Source organism: Schaalia radingae (genome assembly GCF_900106055.1).
Lineage (GTDB): Bacteria > Actinomycetota > Actinomycetes > Actinomycetales > Actinomycetaceae > Pauljensenia > Pauljensenia radingae_A.
The window spans coordinates 205143-223685 of sequence record NZ_LT629792.1; the positions used below are offsets into that span (position 1 = coordinate 205143).

Sequence of the window (18543 nt, forward strand, 5' to 3'; positions counted from 1 at the left end):
CGTGGCGTCCAGCCGGAGGGTGCGCGACCGCATCGACACTGCCCGTGAACCAGGAGGCCCCGGCCTCCTACTGGGGTAGGCGGCTGAATCATTGTTAGTCTTGACCCATGAAAACGCGTTCACGCAACATCGTGATAGTTCTGCTCGCCATACTGGTCGTCGTTGCACTGGCAACTGTCAGCGCCGTTGTGATCGTTGGACACGACCGCAAGAGCGGTGGATCTGCCACTCACCAGCAGTCAGCCGTCAGCGAAGATGGTCGCACGGTCATCACCTCGGGATCAACGTTCAGCGACACTTTGGGTGACCTGCCGGAACCAACCATTGAGGGCTTCTACCAGCAGAAAGTCAACTGGCGTGAATGCACTGATGACGACCTCAAACAGATGGAAGGATCGCAGCAGTCATCAGACGGATATGAATGCGGCGCACTGTACGCACCGTTGGATTGGGACCAGCTCGACGGCGATGTGATCGCACTGGCATTGGCCATTCACCGCGCACCGCAATCCGAAGGTGCATTGTTCTATAACCCCGGTGGGCCCGGTGGTCCGGCAACTTCGATCCTGCCCTACATTGCGAGCCAGGGACTGTCGATGGATCTGGCGGACCGCCTTGACATCGTGGCATTGGATCCGCGCGGAGTCGGCCAGTCCACGCCGGTCATCTGCCTGACAGACAAAGAACGCGATGAAACGGCCGCGATGTCCGATGATCCGGCCGATCAATCCGACAGTACTCAAGAGCCCACGCCGCAGGAAATTGTTGAGGATCTGAAGGCTGAATCCGCCAAGCTGGCAGCTGGATGCAAGGAACACAGCGGCTCCCTGGCCGAGCATGTCGACACCATCTCAGCTGCCAAGGATTTTGATATGGCGCGAGCCGCCCTCGGACAGGACAAACTGACCTATCTGGGGTACTCATACGGTACCTACCTGGGAGCGACGTATGCTGAGCTGTTCCCCGACAAGGTCGGACGTATGGTGCTTGACGGTGCACTTGACCCGTCGCTCAGTGTTGACGACGTTGAACGACTGCAGATGCAGGGGTTCGAGGACGCCCTCGAAAACTGGATCAAAGTGTGCTCCGCATCGTCGGACTGCCCGGTGGGGTCAAGTGTTGACGAAGGACTGGAGACTCTGAACGCGTTCTTCGATCAACTGGAAGAAAAACCGCTTGAGACGCAGGATCCTAACCGACCGCTGACGTCTTCCCTGGCCTTCAGCGCCGTGATCGGCCTGCTGTACGACACGCAGTTGCACGATGCGTTGACCCAGGGGCTGGATATGGCAATCAAGCAGGACGATGGGTCAACGATGCTGGCACTCGCAGATCTGCTGATGGAACGCAACGCTGATGGCACGTACCAGAATAATTCGATGGAAGCAATCAGCGTGATTAACTCCCTGGACTATTCTCCGGTCGGAGACATTGAGCAATGGGCTGCTGCAGCGGAGAAGATGAAAGCTGAGCTGCCGTTCATGGGTCGTTTCGCCGGGTATTCCTCTGCCGCTTTGGAAGGCTGGCCCATTGAATCTACGCGCGAACGCGGACCGATCCACGCTGAAGGCACCCCGGAGATTGTTGTGGTGGGAACGACGCACGACCCCGCCACGCCTTATGTGATGTCGCAGGCGCTTGCCGACCAGCTCAGTAAGGGCGTGCTGGTGAGCTGGGATGGATGGAATCACACGGCGTATTCGCGCGACGGGTCGCGGTGCGTGCGCGACGCGGTTGACGGTTTCTTCCTCAATGGCACCGTGCCGCAGGACGGCCTTCAGTGCACGGATTAGGCGCTAACCTTTGGGCGTGACGCGCTCCACCTGTCGAGCATTTGTCGCAGGCGTGGGTAGTCGGCTACAGTAAACGTCGTTGCCTATCAATTGATGCGCGTGGCGGAGCCGCGTAGCGCTGATAGGGAAGGCGGCCACCTTAGCTCAGTCGGCAGAGCGATTCACTCGTAATGAATAGGTCGTGGGTTCGATTCCCACAGGTGGCTCCGATGATGCCCCTGCGAGAGCGGGGGCTTTCGCATATCCGGGGGTGAACGGCGCGGGGATCCAGCCGCCTTTCCCATCTGTATCGGGCAATAGATCCTCTGGAGTGGTTTCCAGCGCAGCGGCAACCTTGAGTAAGTCGGTGACGCTCCAAGTGACCTTACCTCGTAGTTTTAATGAGATTGAGGGCTGTGAAAGTCCGACTAAGTTTGCAAGTTTGGTCCTCGATATACCCTGAAGGAACATTGCCTGATTAACAGCAATTCCGATAGCTTCGTCCGCGCTGAGTTGAGGTCGTTTCGCTGTCATGATTCAAGTATGTCACTAGTTGTTAGTGAGGTCAATAGTTAATAGTGTAGACAACATGGTGCGAGTGTATTAATCTGCAGCCATGGGTATTAAGTACGCTAATGGATGTGAAGCATTGTTAAGTGCTCGTGAGGTTGCAGAGATGCTTCCCAATACTTCCGCGCAGACCGTTCTGCGGTGGGCGCGTGTGGGGGCAATTGCATATGTGCAGCTCCCAGGCGGGCGAAAGTTTTTTCGTCGTTCGGATGTTGAGGAGATTCTGACGCCTCGCGTTAGCTCAGAGGATCCGTTGCCAGCGGATGCTGACGATCAGGTTTTGCCTGGGTTTGCTGGGGCTGGTGGAGTGGGATGAGTGCTGAGGCGGTTCAGTGGGCTTGGCGGGTTGAGTGTCGCAGGTTGAGTGACAAGCTTGTTCTTCTGCGTTTGGCGTGGAAGGCGGATGACGGTGGGGTTGTTCGTGTTGATCCGGCTTTGGTGTCGGGTGTGACGGGTTTGAGTGTGGCGCGTGTTGAGGCGTGCTTGTCGTCTTTGGAGCGTGCGGGTGTTATTGAGGCTCGGCGGTGGTCGGATTCGGGTTGCTGGTCGGCCCGCTTGCTGTTAGGGGGCGCGTTGTGAGTGTCGAAGCGATTGAGTGGGCGTTTGGTTTAACCGACGGTATCGATGTGCTCGAAAAGATGGTCTTGTTGTCTTTGGCTGATGATGCTGGCGATGACGGCTGGGTGTTGCTGCGCTCGCTAGAGCGTCCAGCTCGCCGGTCGCGTTCAAGTGTTCATGATGTGAAAGGTGCTTTGATCCATCTTCAACAGCTTGGGCTTATCAAGATGGATGACTCGGATACTGAAGCGGAGCGCTTTCCCATGTTGTGCCAGGTGATGGTGGGAGGTGACAAGCTGTGAGTTTCAGGGCTGTTGCGTGGGCGTTTGATCGGATTAAGGGTCTTGGTCAGGGCGAGAAACTTGTGTTGTTGGCGTTGGCGGAGTTCGCTAACGATGAGGACGAGACCTGGCGTTCGCGTGAGGAGATTGCTCAGCGGGCGGAGTGTTCTTTACGGAGTGTGGCTTCGCATTTAAAGACGCTGGATGAGTATGGGCTCATTTCACGTGTCCCGCGCTATTCGTGGTGCGGGGATCAGTCGGGTGCGTGTGCGGATAAGCCAGCGCATAAGCACCGGTCGGGCACGACGTATCGTCTGCATTTGGAGGTGGAGGGTAATTTCGCTGGGTCTGCTGAGTCCACAGATGCAAATCTTGCACATGTGGACTTTTCGGCGGAATGTAGCGGTTGTGGCCACACATGCAAATCTTGCACATGTGGAGACGATGAGGGTTCCACAGATGCAAATTCGGGTAGTCCACAGATGCAACAGGCTGCACCCATATGTACATATAACCCCCAACTAAACCACCAGACCAAACCTAACCAGACCGAACCCGTGCGCGAGCGCGAGGAAGCGCCGGTGGCGTGCGAGGGTGAGTTTTTTGGTTCGGTTGGGTCTGGTGTGGAAGTCGAGATTGATTCGCCGTTGGCGGGGACGGATGCGGCGTTGATCGCGGAGTGTTTGCCGTCGCCTTTGAGAGTGTTGGATGCTTCTGGTGCGGTTGCGGTCACGCAGGCTTTGCGTGAGTGTGTGGACGCTGGTTGGCAACCGGCTCAGATTCGCCAGGTGATGGATCAGGCTTTACCGCCCAATGTTGGTCGGTTGTCGCGCTTGGTGTGTTACAGGCTTCGGGCGAATGTGCTCAAGGGCGTGCCACCAGCCCGTAGTGCGGACGAGGATCCGAGGGTTCGGCGTGAGCGTGAGCGCAAGGCGGCGGTTTTGCGTCAAGAGCGTATCGATGCCCTAGCCCAGGTTGAAAGCACGCCTGTTGATTCGGTGTGGGATCAGGCGTGGGGTCAGGTTGTGGCTGAGAACCCGGGGGCGTCTCGTGTGGAGCAGTTGCGTTTGACTGAGGCGCTGTACGCGGTGTTGCGTGGGGGTGAGTCGGCGTGAGTGTGTCGTGGTTGGTGTGGGCGCGTGGTGTTGGGGGTCTTACTGCGTCGCAGTCGTTGGTGTTGTTTGAGCTGGCGCGGCTTGCGGATGCTCGTGGTGTGGTGATTTGCGCTGTGGAGTATCTGGTGGAGTGTACGGGTGTTTCTCGCCGGTCGGTGTTTCGCTCGTTGGCGGGTTTGGAGTCGCGCGGGGTTTTGTCGCGCCAGATGCGGTATGTGCGGGGTCGTAAGGCGGCTTCGCGGTTCGTGTTGCATTGGCTGGCGGGGGTGAGTGATTCGCCTGTCCAGGGCGAGTTGTGTCCTGGACAGGCTGGGTGTGAGTCGGAGGCGTGTGTGGGTGTTGTGCCGTTGTCGATGTCTGATAATGAGGGGTTGCGGCGTGTTGTGTTGGAGGCGGCTTCTGATGGGTGGGTAGGCACTGCGGCGCAGTGCTTGGCGGTGACGGTGCAGGAGGTGGGCGCGCGCCAGTTCTCAAATGCGATTTCTCGGGGTGTGCAGTTTTCTCGGATGTCGTGGTCTGAGTCGGTTGCTGATACGTGTGGGATCGCGTGGGAGGTGTTGATGACGTGTGCCTCGCAGGTGGCGTCCGCATCGCGGCCGTGGGCGGTGTGGACAACTATTGTGAATCGGCGGTGCTTTGCTCGTGATAAGTGTGCTGGTGTGGAGGAGGCGGTGGAGCCGTCAATGATGCCTGAGGCTGGGTTGCGTCCCGGCCAGGGCGATACGGGTGATGCGTGGGTGTGTGTCGATGATTTTGAGGGCCCGCTGGCTCGTATGGTGGCGGCGCTGATAGAGGCGGGAATGACCGAGACGTTGGCGTGGGCGGGAACTCGCCGTATAGCTGAGCTTGCGGTGGGTGATAGTAGTAGGCGGCATCGAATGGCGAGTGTGGATCCACGGCTGGGTGATTTGGGCGTGAGTGGTGAGGCTGCGCGCGCGTGGATGACTATGTTGGTTGGTTCGCGTCGTGGTGTCAAAGGCAGCCTGTTGCAGGCTGATGATGAGGCGCTGATGGTAGCTGCTCGCGAGGTGGTGGAGGCCTTGAATCTGGCGGCATAGCAGGAAGGTGAGGTGGATCACAAGTGGGGTTTGGGGGCATGGTGCCAGTTTGGCACCATGCTTTTTGTTAGAGGGGTTTGAACTCGTTATAGATTTGTTCGAGCACTTCTTCGTAGTTGGTGTCTTGTCCTACCTCGACGGTGTTGGTGTTGACGGTGATGGTGATGCGGTAGAAGATTCTGATTTTGCTTGGGTTCAGGTTGAGTTCTTGAGCGATGTTGATGCCTTCGGCTTTGGCTGTGGCGTAGTCGTGGGCAATGAAGTATCTGCTTCCTGCTTCGTCGGGGGTTTGTCCGTCGAAGGTGACGATGTATTCGTTGTGGCGTTCGAGTTGTTGCATGGCAGTGGTGGTGTCTCCTTAGTAGATGGTGATGGTGCCCGTGTTGACGAGGCCGTCACAGCTTGTGGTCCATGATTGTGTGCCGAGTGGGATGCCGGTGAGGATGGCGGTGGCTGTTCCTGGTATGGGTGTGCTGGCGTTGGCTGCGTGTCCTGCGATGCTGATGGTGCAGGTGGTGTATCCGCTTCCTGAAACTGTGATCGAAAAGGTGGCAGCGCCGCTGCCACCAGTGTTGACTGAGGTGTTCATTGAGGTGACGCCTGTGGGCGCTGGCTCCGGTGCCGGCTCTGGTGCTGGTGATGTTGGTGGTTCGAGCGTCTGCGGCGTTGGCTCTGGTGCGGGTGTGGGCTCGGGATCTGGTTCTGCCTTTGGTGTGTCGGGCGCGGGTTCTGGTAGTGGTTTGGTGGGGGTTGGTGTGGATTGTGGTGTGTGCTCCTGGTCTTGAGCTTTCTCGGCCGGTTTTTCGGGTGCGGTGGATTGCGCGCTTTGGGTGTTGGTGGGTGTGTCGGTGTGGGTGAGGGTTTTGCCTGTTTGGTGAGTGCTGGTGATGACGATTGTGGCGGTGGCTACGCTGAGGAGGAGGATGAGTGGTGCGGTGAGGATGAGGCGTGTCCGGTGTTTCCTGCTGTGCGGGTGTGAGCGTGTCGGTGTGGGCGCGTGCTCGGGGGTTTGGTTGTGCTGCCTGGCTGCGTCGTTATCGCTTGGGTTGCTGGGGTTTATGGTGTTGCTGGTATTGCTGGCGGTTCCGGTATTGCTGGCTGTCGGCTCTGGTGTGTCGTGGGTTTGGATGTGTCCGTCTGGGTGCACGCTCATGTAGTACGTGCCTTCTGGGCCTGTTGCGGTGACGGGTAGGGCGCGGTTGTAGTGTTTGGCTTGTGCCAGGGCAATGTTCATTGCGTCGTGGTGTAGGTGTTGGCTGGGTTGTAGGCGGGCAATTGTGATGCCTGCTGAGGTGACGGTGGCGGTGCCGTTGTCGTGGTGTGTGATGGTAATTGGTGGCCAGCTGGTCATTGCGTGTCTTTCATTGTCTTGGTGGTGTGTGCGCATTGTCTACGTATTACGTAGAAGGGAGCGCACATGAGGAATCCTTGGGCTGGCTCGGGTGGAGAATACTCCTCGGCTCACGGCGATCGCGCGGTGGTGTCTGGGTCTGTCCGGCCGCCTGTGTGGAAGCCGGGCGCGCAGGTGGTGGCGGCTGGCGGCTTGCCGATTGCGTTTGCTGGCGAGTATTGCCCGTTGTGGGTGGTCGGTGCGCACGGAGGCGCGGGGGCGACGTCGTGGGCCCGCTTGTTGGGCGCGGGTGATGCTGGTGTGTCGTGGCCTGATCCGAGTAGGTCAACGCGCGTAGTCGTGGTGGCTCGGACTCATTTTGCTGGGCTGAGGGCCGCGCAGGACGCGGGAATCCAGTGGGCGTCTGGCCAGGTTGGGCGTGTGGAGCTGGTTGGTTTGATTTTGGCGGCGGATGCGCCTGGTCGCAGTCCGAAAGAGCTGGCCCCGTTTCGTCAGCGTGTTGCTGGCGCGTTTCCGCGCGTGTGGCTGGTGGGCTTCCAGAGTGCGTGGCGTACCGGTTTCGCGTGGGACGTTCCGCTTTCGAGGGATGTCCGCAAGGTTTTGAAAGATATGTCGTTGATTGGAAAGGACGAGTAAATGAGTCTTGTTGCGAGTGGTGTTGGCGTTGTTGAGTCCGTGGTGGGGCGCGCGGGGCTGATTTGGATGGATTTGAATCCGACGCCGGTTGCGCCTCCAGGTGTGGAGGCGCGCGTGCAGACGGTGCTGAATTGGGTGATGTGGATTGCCGGCGCGTCTGTGATTGTCGGTTTTATTGTCGGCGGAATCATGCTTGCGGTGTCGAATGAGCGTGGGATGGGTAATGAGAACGTGCGCAGGATCGGCTATGTGATTATGGGTGCAATTGTTATTGCGGCTGCGGCGGCTCTGGCGAAAGCATTGCTGTAATGGCTGAGGAAAAGAGCACGAACATTCTTGCCCGCCCAGCCTTTATTGTTTCGGGGCTGCTGGTAGTTGCGTTGCTGGTGGGCTTGGGTTTTCTGGTGGTCACACGGGATGCTGTGCCTGTTAGTGGTGAGAATGCCGCCTCCCCTTCCTCGGGCGCTTCGGGCGCTGGTGCAGGTAAACAAAGCGGTGGTGAGTCGCCTGATGTGGCCACTGCTGACGGTGATGGGGCTGCATCTGATTCTGTATGTGGCTTGCCGGAGCGTGATCGGGTGGCTCCTGAGCAGGCGTTGCCGTCGGTACCTGTGCAAGTGGGAGAGCGGATCACAGTGCCGAGCATTAACGGGTATGGGCCTGGCATGACGGATGGGATTTCGCGGTGCTTCGCTCATAGTCCGGCGGGCGCGATTTTGGCGTCAGCCAATTTCCTGTCGTGGTTTTCGTCGAAGGAGCGTCTTGATGAGGTGGTTCCTGCCCTGATGGCTGCCGGGCCGGATCGTGATCGGCTTGAAGCACAGATTAAGGCCGAATGGCAAGGTGAGACGGGCTCCGCGTTGAGCATTCACGGGTTCCGGTATGAGGATCGTGGCCCAGACGCGGCGATGGTGGTGTTGGCTGTGTCGTCGGTGTCGGTTCCTGACACGCTTGTGGCGTGGCCTGTGGTGTTGGTGTGGCAGGACGGTGATTGGAAGGTTAAGGCTCCATCTACTGACTCGTGGGGTGAGCGCGTTATTGACTCACTTGCATTGGAGGGGTTCGTGGAGTGGAGCGCGTAAATGTGCCAGTTTTGGGAACTGTCATGCAAGATCGGTGAGGTCGCTTCTGAGGCGACGCACAACATTATCGCAGAATGGGCGTACAACATCATTCAGGATGTGTCTGCCACGTTGCTGAAGGTCGGCACGGTGTGGACGGGTGTGGGTACCCCCAGGCTTGGGGGTGCTGACTCGGCAGTGGGCTTCGTACACTCCACCACTCACATACTTGTGGTGGCGCTGGCAGTCGCATCGCTGTTCGTGGCTGGCATCCATTTGGCGCTGTCCAGACGCGGTGAAACAGCGATGAGCGTGCTACAGGGACTCTTGGCGCTGGCTGTGGTCTCCGGTGCATCTGTCGGTGTTGGACAGTTGCTGGTGGATGCGTCAGATGCGTTTTCCACGTGGGTGATCGGCCTGGCGATTGATGGCGATGCGGGCAAGTTTGGCTCGAAAATCTTGTCAGTGACGAGTGTGACGGGCAGCTTGGGGCTGACGGTGCTGATCGTGGGTGGCTTGGGCGCGCTGGTCGCGAACTTGGTCCAGATAGGCCTGATGTTTATTCGGTCAGCAATGCTGATCCTACTGGTGGGAATTATGCCGCTGGCAGCTGGCGCCTACTCGACGAAGTGGGGGCGGGGCTGGCTGTGGAAGATCGTGGCATGGTTTTTCGCGTTCCTGATGTTTAAGCCGGCCGCTTCCATCATTTACGCGGTGGCTATCAAGCTGGTGCAAGGCGATTCCTGGGTTTTGGCGAGTGGTGAGGACTTGACGAGTTTCGTCATGGGCGTTGTCATGCTGATCCTGGCAGTGTTGTCGCTGCCCGCCCTGGTGACCTTTATGGTGCCGGCCACTGAGGCGCTGAGTGCCGGTGGCGGTGGCGCTGCTGGTGCGGGAGCAGTGCTGGCGACGGGTGCAATGACTGTGGCCCGCGTGGGTGCTGCGACGGCCAGTGGAGGAGCCACAGCGGCAGCGGGTGCTGGTGCGGGCGCTAGCGGTGCTAGTGGTGCCGCGTCGAGTGCGGGCGCAGGTGGAGCTTCTGGTGTTGGCGCTAGTGGTGGTGCGCGCTCGATGGGTGCGGGTAGTGCTGGTAGCGCCGGTGGTGGCGCTGGCAGTGCGACGGGGGCCGCGTCGAGTGGAGCCTCTCAAGGGTCGAACAGTTCTCATCAAAGTGGCCCGTCAGGTGCTGATGGCGCGTCGGGCCGTGATGGGAGTTCCGGTCCGAGCGGTGCGCCTGGGCGTGACGGCGTGGGCAGTGATATGGGCGGCTTCAGTCCTACTGGTGGTGATGTTCAAAATGAGCGCTGAGGCGGTCAAGGTTCGAACGTATGGCAATTGGCGTATCCCGCGTCGCGCGGGCTTCGGCAAGATGGGGTTTGGCGAATCGATCTTTGGACTCGTCGGCCTGGCTGTCGTGAGCGTAGTGGCCATGTCGAAGGGCGTGGTGATCGGCCTGGCAGTCGCAGTCGTGTGGGCTGGTCTCGTGCTGCTGATGGTGACCCGCGATGTGCATGGGGTGTCTGTGGCAGAAAGGATGAATCAAAGGATGCGTTTTGGCAGGGCGGCGCGCAGGAAGTCGAATATTCACGCAACGGGCGGGATAGCACCGGATGCGACGCAGGGCATGTGCGAGTTGCCTGGCATGTTGCACGCGTCGCGATTGAGTGAGCATCGTGATTCCTATGAGAGGCCTTTTGGGCTGATCGAGCACGGGGATGGGACGCTGAGCGTGGTGATGAGCGTGGCGCCTGAAGGTGGTGCTTTGACCGACCAGGACACGATTGACCGTCAGGTGGCGCTGTGGGGAATGTGGCTGGGGGACCTGGGCGGGCAGATGGGGGTTGCTCAGGCAAGCGTGTGTGTTGAGACGATCCCTGATAGTGGGGATCGGCTGCGCCGTGAGGTAGGCTCTCGCATCAGCCAGGATGCTCCACTGGTTGCGCGACAGATGCTTCAGCGCATTGTCGATGAGTATGGGCAGGGCGCGGCACGTGTGCGCGTGTGGATTACGATCACGTTTGACCCTTCCAAGATGGGCTCGTCGAAGAAGCGGGCGCAGGTGGTGTCGCGTATTTCCTCTGATCTGCCTGGGCTGACTCAGACGCTGATGGGAACGGGCGCAGGTGGTGTGCATGTGCTGACCGCGCGTGAGGTATGTCAGCTCACGCGCGTGGCGTATGATCCGGCGGCGGAGGTCTTGTTTGAACAGGCCGCTAGCGCGGGCGAAGAAGTCGCGTTGGTGTGGGAAGATGCGGGCCCTATTCGTGCTGTGGCCGAGTGGGACTACTACCGCCATGATTCCGGTTTGTCACGCACGTGGGTGATGAGTCGCCCGGCGCGCGGCTATGTACAGTCGGGCGTTTTGCGACGAATTTTGGAGCCGTCACGTGATGTGGAGCGTAAGCGGGTGACGATCATTTATCGACCGGTGGAGGCGGCGAAGGCTCCGGCTGCGGCCGATGCGGACGTGAACAGGGCTGCGGCTCGTGTGGAGAATACTCCTCGGCCCACGGCGACCGCGCGACGTGAGCTGCGCGCGGCACAACAGGTGGCTGATGAGGAGGCAGCTGGTGCGGGATTGTTGGATTTTGCACTGATTATCACTGCTACGACGAGTACGGATGAGTTGGACGACACCTCAAGCGCGGTCACTGCGTTGGCGTCTTCGTCGCGCCTGCTGGTGCGGCCAGCATACGGCGCTCAGGACAGCGCGTTTGCCCTGGGCCTGCCGCTGGGGCTTCGGCCTGCTTCTCAAGGGCTGTCGGGCGGGTGGTAGTGATGGCTGGGTTTGTTAGTGACTTGCTGGCGGCCTTGTTTGGAGGTGTCAGCGCGACGGCGAGCAAGGGAGGCCGTGGGAGCGGATGGCCGGCTAATGGGCCGTTGATCCAGCCGTGGAGGGCGACCTCAAAACAGGTGTGCGGCCTGTGGCCGTTTATTGTCGGGTCAAATACGGCGTTGGTGGGAGCACCATTGGGGCGCGCGCTGCGCGGTGGCGGCGCGGTGTGTGCTGATGAGATTAGCTGGTTTGAGCGCGGGCTTATTTCCGCACCCTCAGCAATGGTGCTCGGCTTAAACGGCTTGGGCAAGTCGTCTTTGGTGCGCAGGATGATTACTGCATCTGCTGGGTTTGGCGTGCACACAATGGTGCTGGGCGACATCAAGCCCGATTACGTGGCGCTGATCGAGGCTTTGGGCGGCCAGGTGATCAGCATTGAGCATGGCGGTGCCGGGATCAATCCGCTGGATGCGGGCAACGTGTCGGAGGCCGTTGCACTGCTGGAGGCAGCCGGCAAGTGGGAGGATCGTGACAAGCTGGTTGCGGCGGCTCATGAACGCAAGAAAGACATGGTGTGCTCGCTGATTCATATCATTCGGCGCACCCCGCCATCTGATCGTGAAGAAACCATTGTGGATGAGGCAATCAGAATCCTGGAGACATATGAGCGGCCCGTGGTACTGGCTGACCTGCTCGAAGTGGTGCGCCAGGCGCCTGCAGCGCTTCGTGCAGCCGCGCTGGATCGTGGGGACCTTGATCATTATCGCGCGGTCACTGAAAGTCTGGAAGCATCCCTGATGGCGCTGGTGTCGGGCCGTTTCGGCGCTCTTTTCGCGGTGGAGACCACGACGCCGATGATGATGGACCGATGCGTGGTGTTCAACGTGAGCGCATTTAAGGAAGCCTCAGAGGACCTGCAGGCAGCCTTGTTGCTGGCGTGCTGGTCGTATGGGTTCGCCACGGTCGAGATAGCTCAGACGCTGGCGGATGCGGGCGTGGCCCCACGTCGGCGCTACAAGATCGTCATGGATGAACTGTGGCGTATTCTGCGTGCCTCATCGGGACTGGTGGAGCGGATTGACTCGCTGACTCGCCTGAACCGCACGATCGGTGTGGGGCAGGTCATGATCACGCACTCGATGGCCGATTTCAACGCTCTGGCATCGCCTGCCGACCGGCTGAAAGCGGCAGGTTTTGTCGAGCGGTCAAAAATGCTGTTCCTTGGCGGCATGCCTGCGCGTGAAATGAGCTTGCTGGAGGGCGTGTTCTCCCTGACAGAAAAGGAAAAGGACATGCTCACGTCGTGGAACGCGCCTGGCACCTACGACCCAACCACGGGGCGTGACGCCCCGCCGCTGGGAATGGGCAAGTTCCTGCTCAAGACGTCTAACGCGCCTGGCACTCCCTTCCAGGTGCGCTTCGTGGATGGTGAGGCCGCACTGTCAGATACGAATCAGCGGTGGGCCAGGAGAGCCCAATGAGTGTTCGAGACGATGCGGATACGTGGGAGCCGTCCACTCTCCTCATGGTGGTCGTGACCGTCATGGTGATCGCCGGCAGCGTGCCGCTCATTGCGGGTGTGCACGTGTGGGCGTGGGCGCGTGGCGTGGCGGATGTGTCGTGGAATCCGTTCACACTCGTGCTTGATTTGGCGGGCGGCCGAGTGGATCCCACGGGGGAGGTGTATTGGTGGATTACGGCTGCGGCAGGAATCCTTGTGGTGGTGAGTGGCCTGGTGTTCCTGGCAGGTGTGCGCAGACACCGCCAGTCGCGTCGAGGTGATGAGGCCGCGCAGTATGCGGGGCGCGGCCGTGACATTGAGCCGATCACATTGAAGGCTGTTGCAGCCAAAGCTCAGCGCCTGGGCGTGCAGGGTGCGGCTGGATTGCCTGTAGGTCGCACCGTGGCAGCGGATGCGGCCGTGTTGTCCTCGTTTGAAGATGTGTGTATCACGATTGCCGGTCCCCGCACGGGCAAGACAACAGCCTGGGTGGTGCCGCGTATCCTAGCTGCGCCTGGAGCAGTTGTGGCCACCTCGAACAAGCGTGACATTGTGGATGAAACACGCTCCAGGCGTGAAATGGCTACGGGCGAGCGGGCATGGGTGTTTGACCCGCAAGATCTTGCAGACACGCGCCAGTCGTGGTGGTGGAACCCTTTGTCGTATGTGACTGACTATGTGCAGGCAGGCGCGTTGGCGGGCATGTTTTTATCTGCTGAGGACGTGGCGAATAAAGACGGCACCGACATGTGGGATCGATGGGCGTGCCAGTTGATCTCTCCGATGCTGCTGGCTGCCGCTCTGGCGGGCAGGCCACTGACAGCGTTACAGCCGTGGCTTGCTGATCAGACGAACGATGAGGCAGTGCTGCTGCTGCGCAGCATGGCTGAGGAGTGCGCAGACCCAGATACCCGTGATGACGTGCGTAAGGCCGCAACGAGCCTGGAGGGGTTTATGGGCATGCCTGTTGAGACGCGGGGCAGCGTGTATGGCGGGGCATTGCGCATCATGCACTTTCTGAATAACACGAAGCTGATGCGGTGGGTGACCCCATCGGAGGGGCTACCCCAGTTCAATGCGGCCGAGTTCGTCAGGACGCGGCAGACACTGTATTGCCTGTCTCAGGAAGGGCGCGGCAGTGCCACACAGATAGTGACCCCGCTCACCGTGGCTGTAGTGGAAGCGGCCACAGCCCATGCAAGTACGCAGCCGCGCGGCAGGCTGGCCACTCCCATGCTGATCGAGCTGGATGAGGCGGCGAACGTGTGCCGGTGGGGTGAACTGCCCAATCAGTACTCGCACCTGGGATCGCGTGGAGTGTGCGTGGACACGGTATTGCAGTCGTGGAGTCAAGGCGAGCGAGTATGGGGCGAAAAGGGAATGAAGGCATTGTGGTCGGCGGCGAACGTCAAGATGTATGGCGGCGGTGTATCTGAGCCTGAGTTCTTGCGCAGCATATCGGAGCTGATTGGCGTGCACTATGTGGACTCCACTCAGGTGTCCAGGTCAAGCCAGGGCCACTCGTATTCAACGTCTAAGGCGTCCCAGCAGCGCCCTATCGCCACGGTGTCGGACCTGCAGGCCCTACCGCAGGGGCGGGCATGGGTGTTTGCGTCGGGGGCTGTGCCCACCCTTGTGCAATTGGTTCCCTTTTGGGAGCAGCCTGGTTTTCAAACAGTGAAATAGCAGTGTAAGCGTAGAAAGGCGCATGTGATGGCAGATCAGGTGGTTAATGAGACGAGTGCGGAGATGGCGCGTGCCTGGCGGGTAGCGATGGCGGTAGGCAGATTCATGGCAATGCGTCGCGAGCAGGCCCTGCGCGCGGCCCAGAAGTCTTCCACCTACCACGAGCAAGCTTTGCGCAGGGCGATTAGGCAAGAGCGCGCGCTGGCTGAAAAGGTGTATTCGGAGGCGCTCACGTCACACTGGTGGGACAGTGCATCACGCGATGAAGCTGTCTACGTGTACGGCGTGGCGAAAAGGTTTAGCGACATTGACCCGCAGGCGGGGCTGGCCGCGCGAAGGTGTGAGCGTGAGGCGAAAGAGCGGTGGGGAATTGAGGTCACCGCTCCAATGAGGGACGTGGAGGATATTCCACGGGTCGAACAGGCCCTGAAGGTGGCGCCTGTCCTCGATAGCGAAGATGTGGAGGACGTTAAGCCCGTTGTCCAGGACGTGCTGTACCGCACGTATGAGCAGCTGGCTGGCAGTGAACGTCGCGAGGAAATTCTCCACTACGTGCACGAGCAAAAAGACAGTACACCGCAGTGGCTGAACGATATGTGGAAACATGACCTAGCGGCATGGCTCGGTGACAGTGAGCAGGTGGATGCGCGTATTCGTGCGATCTATCCCGATATTAAGGCCGCTCAAGCCGAGCAGGCTCAGGCTGAAAGGGCACTGGGCCGTGCACGCGAGAATGCGAGCATCGAGACTCGTGAAGCATCTGAAGCCCTGGAAACAGACAAGCAAGGCAGTATGAGCCCTGGCGGTGAAAACACAGTGAAGGAAGTAAGCGAGGCAAGGCACGCCGGCCACAGCGAGCAAGCCGCGTGGGACACACTGCAGGCGCGCCAGGCGCACGCTCAGGCGCTGCTGGATAAGGGTGCGGATCCTCAGTCGGTGCGGGCAGCCATCACGGCCGACAAGGGCCTGCACACCCCTGTCAGGCAAGCGATAAGCACCGTCGCCAGAACATCCACACGTCGCGCCACCCCGCGAGCTCAGAAATCGGCGCGCGTGCAGACCCGGCACATGTGATCCAGGCGTCGGCTGCCCCCTATGGCTAGTTACGCGGGGCGAAAATCTCTGGGTCGGCTGGATCGCAGGGCAGCTGCCCATCAGGGTGATATCGCAGGTCGCGGTGACCACCCGTGACGCTGCATCCCTTGAATGGCCCGTCATTGTCAAACAGGACGTTCATGATTGGATCAGCATACGAGACCAGCCACTGTGCCGATGCCATCGGCCCATCGTGCACTCGCATGTATTCCCATGACAGCCATAGAGCCTGCAGACGGTAGACCGCTTCGGCGTGTTTCCACCACTGGGGGCACCACGTCAGCCGTCCCGTTGGCAGGAACCGGTCATAGATTCGCGCCAGGAGATCCTCCACGAAGGCGTCAAGCGTGGGATACAAGAGTTCTGAAGATGCGTTTTCATCGTTTTCGTCGTCCATGCTCACAACGTGGGCCGTGCGCACACTAGCGCAACTGGCCGCGCCCGCGTTCGGGCGTGCGCCCGCGTGGGGTCGGGTGGTGTGTGGGGTGGTTGAGTTTGGTCAGTTGTGGTGTTTGCCCGATGCCTGGCAACGGTCGCCTGGATGTTCTCTCATCATGGTCAGTCTCGTTGCCACTGGTGCTGGAGCCTTCAGCAGGTGTCCCGAACCCATCGGGCAACGCGAGGAACTTATGGCGCGCGCGCAAACGCTCAAAGTAGTCGCCGTTGGAGGGTGCTCCAACTGTCACCGGCTCCTCCTGGACTGAGGGCGCGGAGCGTGTTGCGGCCGGCTCAGGCAATACGTCTTGTTGCAAGGTTGCCGAGTCGACCTGGAGAGATTGGTGAGCCGTGTGCGGTGCTTCGGCGCGTAAGCGGTCGTACACAGTGCGCGTGTCACGCAAGATCATGTGTGCGGTGTTTGTTTGGCGCGCTTGTTCATATAGGTTTGCCAGTGTCTTCACCAATTCCAATGCCTCCACCAGCATGAGTACATAGTTCACCTTGCTGGTCTTGGGAGTGATGGCTGTGCTGAGCAGCCGCGCACCGAGAACGACCCACGGGCTCGTCCCACGGTGAGTGACGGGCCGCTGTTTCAACTGTGCGTTTCGGCCGACCTGCCGTGCGGAGTAGTCCAAAGCGCGGCGCATGTCCTCACTCAAATCCGATTGCTGCGCGGCGGCCGCCAGAAGTCCGGCCACATCATTGGTCGCATTAGCCAAGGCAAGCGGATCAGTCGGGTCAATGCCGCCTAGCTCGTCGCGGTAGATTTCCAGCGCACGCCTATACCCTTGCCATTCCTCCGGCGTGTAGGCGCTGCGGTGCGCGCCAAGCGGCATCCCCTTCCAGGCATCGAGCCATGCGCGCACAGCGTCAGTGGAGGCGTCGATGGTGTCTGGCCAGCGCTCGCGCAGCGCGCTCAGCGTGAGGTCACGCGCGATGGAACCACCGGCGTACCACTGTGTACGCTGTCCTGGCTTGGTATGCAGGGCAGCAGAGTACCCCACGACTACATCCGTATGCCCCTTGGCAAAGCGTGGGCGCAGCCGCACGCCCAGGCTACGCGCGCGGCCGATGAACTCAACCTCATTGCTCGCTGCCTTCGCGGCGGCACGCAGGCGCGTTTCCAGTGCGGCGCGGTCAGTGACCGGCTTGCCGGCCCGCCTGGCGGCATTCAGTGCCTGCGCACTGTCACACTTAGAACTGCGCGCGTGTTCGCGCGACTCAACAATGCGCAGCCCGTACTTGTGTTCAAGCGTGTTGCACGCGCGCTGGCTACGCGGTTGATCGTTCCAGGAGTTCCACCTAGTGCCGTCCTCGCGCACAATGTTCGCGGCAATGTGAATGTGGTCCCCACCGTTCTTGGACGTGCCGTGATGGATCGCCACCCACCGGCACTCAGACTTGCCCGACGCGGTGGTGAACTCCATCTCGTCCATGAAGTCGCGCGCGATTGCCGCCCACTTGTCCTCAGACAATGGACCCTCATCGGGGGACAGAGACAACGAACAGTGCCACACGTGGTTTGGACCGTAGTCAACGACGCGCGTCTTACCCATCTCAGGATCAAACTTGCGGATAGGTCCGCGCACGAAGCGTTCGGTCTCGTGCATGAACGAGTCGAGATAGTTCGCTATCTCGTTTGCTTGAGCAAGCGAGAGTTCCGACCAGTCGCCCCACCGGTTCATGATGGTGCTTGATCCAGCCACCAGGTGTGGCTCAGAGTGTTCGTTCGCGCGTCCAGGGCCAACCAGGTAGCGCATGAGGCCACCAGTGTCGCCGCCATCAACAATGTTGGGCATCATCGGCGCACACTCGCAAGCAAATAGTTGATCTCATCAACGCTACGCTCAACTTGGCCGAGCACGTAATCAATATGTTGAGGCAACTCCTGTTTGACGTGAGCGTAGCGAGTGAGCTGGTTGAGGTTGTTCGCCAAGCCGGTCAGCTTGCGACGGTAATCGCGCAAGTCGGTAATAACTTCTGCGAGATTGTCGGTATCAATTTCTTGTGCCGAAGATGGATGCAACGCAGCATGGACGAGAGTACGAGACAAGGACCAGCCTTGATTGTTCGCCTTAGCTTCAAGCAACGCCCGCTCTTTACCTGTGAGGTGAACACGCAACGACGAACGCTGAACACCGCCGATCGATTTAGGCGCGCGACGAACATTGCGCGGTGCAACGCGCCGCCCACCGGCCTTGTCCGACTCGCTCATCACTCACAGTCTCCTCAGCGTAGCGACCCGAAGGGATCACACTCCTAGTGTGCACCAGGTAGAACCCCGTGTCTACCTGCAAGCCTGATAATGGTACCATTATCATATAGCTTGCTCCCCGGGCGACCGCGCACACTGTTGTGTGCGCTAGGGCGCAGTGAACGCACCGTGTGCGATTACTTGGCTTGGGGTGCAAGCTACATGGATGTGGCGTGACCGGCGTCTGCGATACGTTCCGGCGCGAGTTGTGGAGCGCGCGAGTGCGACGGCGAGGCGCGTGGTTGCCCCCCTTGTGTTGCGATGGTGAAGCGCAAGCGCGCAGTGCTGCGCTGTGAGACGCGATCGCTTTTGATAGACGTCGTGTGCGTGTGTGTGGCCGCGTTGCCGGTAGTTGTCGTCTGCGCTTGTTCGAGCGCGTTGTGGGTTCGGT

The 18543-nt window shown here is 60.1% G+C and carries 18 protein-coding genes, 1 tRNA gene and 1 pseudogene; 14 read left to right on the forward strand and 6 right to left on the reverse strand.

Going from position 1 to position 18543, the window contains the following annotated elements:
• Positions 1 to 107: 107 nt before the first annotated feature.
• The gene (locus BLT69_RS00905) at positions 108 to 1793 is read left to right on the forward strand and encodes an alpha/beta hydrolase (protein ID WP_092648131.1); all 1686 of its coding nucleotides are present in this window, start codon (positions 108 to 110) and stop codon (positions 1791 to 1793) included.
• Positions 1794 to 1926: 133 nt separating this feature from the next.
• A tRNA-Thr gene (locus BLT69_RS00910) sits at positions 1927 to 1999 on the forward strand.
• A 73-nt stretch (positions 2000 to 2072) separates the two neighbouring features.
• On the opposite strand, the pseudogene BLT69_RS11210 reads toward BLT69_RS00910, so the two are convergent.
• Positions 2073 to 2306, reverse strand: a pseudogene (locus tag BLT69_RS11210) (helix-turn-helix domain-containing protein); the annotation flags it as partial.
• An 82-nt stretch (positions 2307 to 2388) separates the two neighbouring features.
• Between BLT69_RS11210 and BLT69_RS11215 the strand changes: the two are divergent.
• From BLT69_RS11215 to BLT69_RS11335, 4 genes are all read left to right on the forward strand, one after another.
• Positions 2389 to 2658, forward strand: coding sequence for a helix-turn-helix domain-containing protein (locus BLT69_RS11215; RefSeq protein WP_092648132.1), 270 nt, complete (start codon positions 2389 to 2391; stop codon positions 2656 to 2658).
• A 259-nt stretch (positions 2659 to 2917) separates the two neighbouring features.
• Positions 2918 to 3202: a hypothetical protein gene (locus BLT69_RS00925; protein WP_157886273.1), complete on the forward strand. Its 285-nt coding sequence runs from the start codon at positions 2918 to 2920 to the stop codon at positions 3200 to 3202.
• Positions 3199 to 4296 (forward strand): helix-turn-helix domain-containing protein, encoded by a 1098-nt coding sequence (locus tag BLT69_RS11330; RefSeq protein ID WP_092648134.1) that lies wholly within the window; start codon positions 3199 to 3201, stop codon positions 4294 to 4296. The genes BLT69_RS00925 and BLT69_RS11330 overlap by 4 nt, the downstream gene beginning before the upstream one ends.
• A 14-nt stretch (positions 4297 to 4310) precedes the next feature.
• Positions 4311 to 5354 (forward strand): MarR family transcriptional regulator, encoded by a 1044-nt coding sequence (locus BLT69_RS11335; RefSeq protein ID WP_504739124.1) that lies wholly within the window; start codon positions 4311 to 4313, stop codon positions 5352 to 5354.
• Between the two features lie 67 nt (positions 5355 to 5421).
• Here the strand turns inward: BLT69_RS11335 and BLT69_RS00940 are convergent, their stop codons facing one another.
• Complete coding sequence (locus tag BLT69_RS00940; RefSeq protein ID WP_092648136.1) at positions 5422 to 5694, reverse strand: hypothetical protein; 273 nt, start codon at positions 5692 to 5694, stop codon at positions 5422 to 5424.
• A gap of 18 nt (positions 5695 to 5712) precedes the next feature.
• Complete coding sequence (locus BLT69_RS00945) at positions 5713 to 6705, reverse strand: hypothetical protein (protein WP_092648137.1); 993 nt, start codon at positions 6703 to 6705, stop codon at positions 5713 to 5715.
• 66 nt (positions 6706 to 6771) lie between these two features.
• Here BLT69_RS00945 and BLT69_RS00950 point away from each other — a divergent pair, with 66 nt between their 5' ends.
• The 8 genes from BLT69_RS00950 to BLT69_RS00985 are packed head-to-tail and all read left to right on the forward strand — an operon-like array spanning position 6772 to position 15439.
• Positions 6772 to 7341: a DUF6668 family protein gene (locus BLT69_RS00950; protein ID WP_157886275.1), complete on the forward strand. Its 570-nt coding sequence runs from the start codon at positions 6772 to 6774 to the stop codon at positions 7339 to 7341.
• Entirely contained in the window at positions 7342 to 7650 is a 309-nt protein-coding gene (locus BLT69_RS00955) for a hypothetical protein (protein ID WP_058237697.1), read from the forward strand.
• Positions 7650 to 8423, forward strand: a complete 774-nt coding sequence (locus tag BLT69_RS00960; RefSeq protein ID WP_092648139.1) for a DUF8175 domain-containg protein — start codon at positions 7650 to 7652, stop codon at positions 8421 to 8423. Before BLT69_RS00955 ends, BLT69_RS00960 begins: the two co-directional genes overlap by 1 nt.
• Positions 8424 to 9710: a collagen-like triple helix repeat-containing protein gene (locus tag BLT69_RS00965; protein WP_092648140.1), complete on the forward strand. Its 1287-nt coding sequence runs from the start codon at positions 8424 to 8426 to the stop codon at positions 9708 to 9710.
• Positions 9592 to 11178, forward strand: a complete 1587-nt coding sequence (locus BLT69_RS00970; protein WP_257590353.1) for an SCO6880 family protein — start codon at positions 9592 to 9594, stop codon at positions 11176 to 11178. Before BLT69_RS00965 ends, BLT69_RS00970 begins: the two co-directional genes overlap by 119 nt.
• 2 nt (positions 11179 to 11180) lie before the next feature.
• Entirely contained in the window at positions 11181 to 12659 is a 1479-nt protein-coding gene (locus tag BLT69_RS00975; protein ID WP_092648142.1) for a putative type IV secretion/conjugal transfer ATPase, read from the forward strand.
• Positions 12656 to 14365 carry a type IV secretory system conjugative DNA transfer family protein gene (locus BLT69_RS00980; protein ID WP_092648143.1) on the forward strand — a complete coding sequence of 570 codons (1710 nt, stop codon included), beginning with the start codon at positions 12656 to 12658 and terminating at the stop codon, positions 14363 to 14365. The genes BLT69_RS00975 and BLT69_RS00980 overlap by 4 nt, the downstream gene beginning before the upstream one ends.
• Before the next feature lie 27 nt (positions 14366 to 14392).
• A complete protein-coding gene (locus BLT69_RS00985; protein ID WP_092648144.1) occupies positions 14393 to 15439 on the forward strand; it encodes a hypothetical protein in 1047 nt (348 codons plus the stop codon).
• A gap of 25 nt (positions 15440 to 15464) precedes the next feature.
• On the opposite strand, the gene BLT69_RS00990 is transcribed toward BLT69_RS00985, so the two are convergent.
• Genes BLT69_RS00990 through mobC form a run of 3 tightly spaced genes read right to left on the reverse strand, consistent with a single transcriptional unit; the run spans position 15465 to position 18113 of the window.
• Positions 15465 to 15857 (reverse strand): DUF4913 domain-containing protein, encoded by a 393-nt coding sequence (locus BLT69_RS00990; protein WP_154955734.1) that lies wholly within the window; start codon positions 15855 to 15857, stop codon positions 15465 to 15467.
• Between the two features lie 25 nt (positions 15858 to 15882).
• Entirely contained in the window at positions 15883 to 17700 is a 1818-nt protein-coding gene (locus tag BLT69_RS00995; protein WP_092648145.1) for a relaxase/mobilization nuclease domain-containing protein, read from the reverse strand.
• On the reverse strand, positions 17697 to 18113 hold the full coding sequence (mobC, locus tag BLT69_RS01000; protein WP_092648146.1) for a plasmid mobilization relaxosome protein MobC: 417 nt from the start codon (positions 18111 to 18113) through the stop codon (positions 17697 to 17699). Before mobC ends, BLT69_RS00995 begins: the two co-directional genes overlap by 4 nt.
• Positions 18114 to 18543 lie beyond the last annotated feature (430 nt).

Excerpts from the sequence above, each read along its gene's own strand:
- BLT69_RS00905 (WP_092648131.1), top strand. The coding sequence starts at position 108 with ATGAAAACGCGTTCACGCAACATCGTGATAGTTCTGCTCGCCATACTG.
- BLT69_RS11215 (WP_092648132.1), top strand. The coding sequence starts at position 2,389 with ATGGGTATTAAGTACGCTAATGGATGTGAAGCATTGTTAAGTGCTCGT.
- BLT69_RS00940 (WP_092648136.1), bottom strand. The coding sequence starts at position 5,694 with ATGCAACAACTCGAACGCCACAACGAATACATCGTCACCTTCGACGGA.
- BLT69_RS00945 (WP_092648137.1), bottom strand. The coding sequence starts at position 6,705 with ATGACCAGCTGGCCACCAATTACCATCACACACCACGACAACGGCACC.
- BLT69_RS00950 (WP_157886275.1), top strand. The coding sequence starts at position 6,772 with ATGAGGAATCCTTGGGCTGGCTCGGGTGGAGAATACTCCTCGGCTCAC.
- BLT69_RS00955 (WP_058237697.1), top strand. The coding sequence starts at position 7,342 with ATGAGTCTTGTTGCGAGTGGTGTTGGCGTTGTTGAGTCCGTGGTGGGG.
- BLT69_RS00960 (WP_092648139.1), top strand. The coding sequence starts at position 7,650 with ATGGCTGAGGAAAAGAGCACGAACATTCTTGCCCGCCCAGCCTTTATT.
- BLT69_RS00965 (WP_092648140.1), top strand. The coding sequence starts at position 8,424 with ATGTGCCAGTTTTGGGAACTGTCATGCAAGATCGGTGAGGTCGCTTCT.
- BLT69_RS00970 (WP_257590353.1), top strand. The coding sequence starts at position 9,592 with ATGGCGCGTCGGGCCGTGATGGGAGTTCCGGTCCGAGCGGTGCGCCTG.
- BLT69_RS00975 (WP_092648142.1), top strand. The coding sequence starts at position 11,181 with ATGGCTGGGTTTGTTAGTGACTTGCTGGCGGCCTTGTTTGGAGGTGTC.
- BLT69_RS00980 (WP_092648143.1), top strand. The coding sequence starts at position 12,656 with ATGAGTGTTCGAGACGATGCGGATACGTGGGAGCCGTCCACTCTCCTC.
- BLT69_RS00985 (WP_092648144.1), top strand. The coding sequence starts at position 14,393 with ATGGCAGATCAGGTGGTTAATGAGACGAGTGCGGAGATGGCGCGTGCC.
- BLT69_RS00990 (WP_154955734.1), bottom strand. The coding sequence starts at position 15,857 with ATGGACGACGAAAACGATGAAAACGCATCTTCAGAACTCTTGTATCCC.
- BLT69_RS00995 (WP_092648145.1), bottom strand. The coding sequence starts at position 17,700 with ATGATGCCCAACATTGTTGATGGCGGCGACACTGGTGGCCTCATGCGC.
- mobC (WP_092648146.1), bottom strand. The coding sequence starts at position 18,113 with ATGAGCGAGTCGGACAAGGCCGGTGGGCGGCGCGTTGCACCGCGCAAT.